Origin of the sequence: Pseudanabaena sp. CCNP1317, from assembly GCF_034931345.1 — a bacterium.
Lineage (GTDB): Bacteria > Cyanobacteriota > Cyanobacteriia > Pseudanabaenales > Pseudanabaenaceae > Pseudanabaena > Pseudanabaena galeata.
In genome coordinates this window covers 1-915 of record NZ_JAYGIF010000182.1, presented here as the reverse complement: position 1 = coordinate 915, position 915 = coordinate 1, and the positions used below count along the sequence as shown (strand labels likewise).

General features: G+C 44.7%; 1 protein-coding gene and 1 pseudogene. One reads left to right on the top strand and one right to left on the bottom strand.

Translation table 11 applies throughout. The features are described from left to right. Positions 1-50: 50 nt before the first annotated feature. On the bottom strand, positions 51-530 hold the full coding sequence (locus VB775_RS26265) for a double zinc ribbon domain-containing protein (protein WP_281009544.1): 480 nt from the start codon (positions 528-530) through the stop codon (positions 51-53). Positions 531-611: 81 nt separating this feature from the next. Here VB775_RS26265 and VB775_RS26260 point away from each other — a divergent pair. Further along, a pseudogene (locus tag VB775_RS26260) lies at positions 612-915 on the top strand (site-specific integrase); the annotation flags it as partial.

The window sequence follows — 915 nt, the reverse complement described above, 5'->3', positions numbered from 1 at the left end:
GGGGTAGCTACAGGATACGTGTAAAAACCTGCAAGATAGGCTTAAAAGCGTTACCCAGACGAGCTTTGAGAAATCAGTTTAGACTTATAGGGAGAACCACAAAAAGGACAGAAGTGATGCTTGAGCGAAGAAATAGTTTGCTGGCAATGAGTACAGCGATCGCCAAGTTTCCCCCCACAGAGAAAGCAAAACTTAGCCCTGACATCCATCCACATAGGATCAGCAGGATTGCCAGGAGTCCAGCAAGATGGACAGAACTTAAGCATAGAAACAGGCTCAATGGAAGTACCACGAGAAACAGCCTCTAAATATTCCACGGGAACTTGCAAAGCCGAAGCCAAACCAGTTTTACTATGAGAACTCAGCTTAGCCGTCAGTCCCCGTTCAATCTTGCCCAAACTCTGCAAATGAATCGACGAAATCGCCGCCAACTCCCTCTGATTCAAACCGAGGGAAATTCGGATACGTTTGACATAGGCAGCCAAGGTTTCACCAGAGTTAGGCGATTTATCACCCTGTAAAATATTCACAAAATAGTGTTTAAAAGTATGTTTATAGAAAACTATACTATCAACAGATTATATAACTCACCGCATTAACTAGCTGATAAATTGACTATCACACTAGCTACAGTTACCACTGAATTCCTAGAGCGTACAGGACTAGCCCAAAGCACCGTGCAATCCTACGAACTAAGCCTAATGCCACTACTCAAAGAATATGGCAGTTATCCCATTGAATTATTGAGTCGAGCAACCCTAACAAAATACCTAGAAGGCTTAACAGATCTCGCCTATACGACCCATCACCGTCACCAAGCCATCCTCCAAGCCCTATTCAACTTTGCCGTAGAGCGCGGTTATCTAAAAGCCAACCCCATCGTCCGACTGCATCGGCGCAAACCAAACCCAGAGA